The sequence below is a fragment of the Corallococcus aberystwythensis genome (assembly GCF_003612165.1).
In the GTDB taxonomy this organism is placed as follows: Bacteria; Myxococcota; Myxococcia; order Myxococcales; family Myxococcaceae; genus Corallococcus; species Corallococcus aberystwythensis.
In genome coordinates this window covers 1-2,073 of sequence record NZ_RAWK01000505.1, presented here as the reverse complement: position 1 = coordinate 2,073, position 2,073 = coordinate 1, and the positions used below count along the sequence as shown (strand labels likewise).

The following is a 2,073-nucleotide window of genomic DNA, read 5'->3' as shown; positions in this document are numbered from 1 at the left end:
GGCTCACCGCGTGCGCCAGCTCCACCGTGTCCACGCCGTCGTGCAGATAGAAGCTCGCGTCCTCGGAGAGGAGCACCGCGTCCACCGCGGGCTTGGACACCGCCGACAGCGGCACCCACTGCTGACGGCGGCGCGGCTTGCGCCCGGCCTCGCGCGCCTCGCTCGCGCGCTGCTCCATCAGCGCCGTCGTCTTCGGGTTCTCCTTCGCCAGGGCGCTCGGGTCCGGCAGCCCGGCGAACGTGGCCACCGCGATGCCCACGCCCAGCACCAGCACGCCCACCGCCACCCAGCGCCCCCACCGCCTTCTTCGCGGCGGCGCGGGGCGCACCTCCGGCGGAGGCGGCCGGACGGGCTCGGCGGGTGCGGGACTCGGGACCTCGGGTGGAGCTTCGACGGTGGACATCGGACGGCCGTGTCTAGCGCTGTGCCGTCCGGGCGTCACCCTTCACGGCGAGCTTCGCGGAGGCCATGCGGGTCGGCTCGGGCGAACGCCAGCGCTCGTCCACCGACGCGAAGCCCGCCACCAGCTCCCCCGCCATGTAGCCGCGCGTCTTCTTCCCCTTGCGGCGCAGCCAGTCGTTGAGGATGTGCCCTTTCGCGTCCTTGCGCGCCTCCGGATGCAGGAGGTTGAAGCGCGAGCGCTTCACCAGCCCGCCCGACTTGTGCACGAACGTCACCGTGCCGTCCGCCCCCACGCGCTCCACGATGCCGATGTGCGTGAGGCCGTCGTTGATGAGGCCGTCGCGGTTGCGGTCGAACGTGTTCTTGAAGAACACCAGCGCGCCCGGCGTCGGCGTCTCCGTCAGCATGCCCAGCGCGCGCGCCTTGCGGTGGATGGCCGTGACGCCGTTCTCCTCCGGCAGCACGTCGTCCGGCAGCAAATCCAACCGCCGCTGCTGGAACGCCAGCCGCGTCATGCCCGAGCAGTCATCCGTCACCGTCGAGCTCATCTTCGCCAGCGTCGTCATCCCCACCCAGGACTTCGCCCGCCACAGCGCCCGGTCCGCCAGCTGGACCACCGGCCGGTCCTTCTTCGTCGCCGTGGCCTTGCTCGCTGCATCCGCTGCCCCGCCCCACACCAGCGCGCTCACCAACGCGCCCACCCACACGCCTCGTCCCATGCGGACGCGACAGAGCAACCGCCGTGCCCGGCCCTCGCGGCGTTGCGCGTGTCCAGCTCACGACGGATGGCGCTGACCCCTCGGCATGCGGTGGGCAAGGAAGTTCCCACCCACGGCAAGCGCGCGCCCTGAAGCCGTCAGGGCAGGACGGTGTCCGCGGAGGCCCTGCCGGTTCCGGGAGCCACGGCCGCGTTGATGGGCTCGGCCTCCGTGCTCGCGGGGTTGTTCCACTTCCTCCTGCCCGACGTGGCGCTCAGCCGGAGCACGTGCTCTTCGTGGACGATGCCCTCATGTCCGCGGTCAGGGTCCACGGGGGGCCGGGAGGGCGCCTCCATGTGCATCGGAGGCCCGCAGCCCCTGGTGGTGCATCCGGGGCTGAAGACCTCCTCACCGGAGGGCGTACTCGGGACGCCTCGGGGCCGGACCGGCGCGTACGTGGGCCTGGGCATGAGGCGACAGCCCGCGCCCTCCTCCGGCGGCGGAGCGCTCTTCTCCCGGGCCTCCAGCGCGACCATCAGCGGCAGGGCCAGCCCCAGGAACGCGAGCTGCCCCATGATCCCGGGCAGCCGCGAGCCCAGAGCGGGCAGCATCTGCGTGCGCAGGCTCGTGAAGATGAACACGCCGCCAATCACCATGCTCAGCGCGAGCGCCACCCACGTCAGGGTCTGCGCCTTGATGACGATGGAGGACAGGCGCCCGGTCGCGTTCTCGAGCACCGCCGTCCTCCAGGCCTGGAGCTTCCAGTCCGCCACCGGCCCGGCCATGCCATAGCCCACCACGCACGCCGCCACCCAGACGGCGGCGCCATACACCTCGCGCCGCAGGACCCAGCCCTGCGCCAGTCCCAGCACCACGCCCATGCCCACGGGCGCCATTCTCGGGGACACGCCCAGGGCCCCGGCCAGCGCCTCCGAGCCCGCCAGGCCCACCGCGACGCCCACCGCCGTCATCC

3 protein-coding genes are annotated in these 2,073 nt (G+C 72.7%); all 3 read right to left on the bottom strand.

What is annotated here, in order from left to right; genetic code table 11:
- Positions 1-403: transglycosylase domain-containing protein (locus D7W81_RS40980; RefSeq protein ID WP_244227792.1), on the bottom strand; the 403-nt coding region annotated here is incomplete at its 3' end.
- A 13-nt stretch (positions 404-416) separates the two neighbouring features.
- Positions 417-1,121 (bottom strand): CHAP domain-containing protein, encoded by a 705-nt coding sequence (locus D7W81_RS40975; RefSeq protein ID WP_120560720.1) that lies wholly within the window; start codon positions 1,119-1,121, stop codon positions 417-419.
- Between the two features lie 137 nt (positions 1,122-1,258).
- Positions 1,259-2,073, bottom strand: an 815-nt coding sequence (locus tag D7W81_RS42690) for a hypothetical protein (protein WP_120560719.1), incomplete at its 5' end; no start/stop codon positions are given.